The 322-nt window shown below is 46.3% G+C and carries 1 protein-coding gene; it reads left to right on the top strand.

Annotated features, from left to right (window positions below):
- Positions 1–3: 3 nt before the first annotated feature.
- Positions 4–322, top strand: a 319-nt coding sequence (locus tag KH400_RS25185; RefSeq protein WP_312889354.1) for an alkaline phosphatase, incomplete at its 3' end; no start/stop codon positions are given.

Here is a 322-nt window from a genome sequence, read left to right as displayed (position 1 = left end):
ATTGTGGCTTGTGCTCCACAAAACGCAGAATCACCACCTGAGGAAACTCCTGCTGATGATCCCGCTCAAGAAGAGCAAGCTACTGAAGCTGACGAATCATCACCGAAAAATGTCATTGTTATGATTGGTGATGGCATGGGATTTGGTCAAATGGAAATTGCCCGCTTATTTGAGCATGGAAAAGAAGGAGAGCTGTTCATGGAAACCTTGCCTAATGTAGCTCTTTCTAGAACATACTCTGCAAACAATAACGTCACCGACTCAGCAGCTGCCGGAACCGCACTAGCTAACGGGGAGAAAACAAATAACGGTATGCTAGGGG

The sequence above is a fragment of the Desertibacillus haloalkaliphilus genome, assembly GCF_019039105.1.
Lineage (GTDB): Bacteria > Bacillota > Bacilli > Bacillales > KJ1-10-99 > Desertibacillus > Desertibacillus haloalkaliphilus.
Note: the sequence above shows the minus strand (reverse complement) of the source record. Positions and strands in the feature narration are given on the sequence as shown.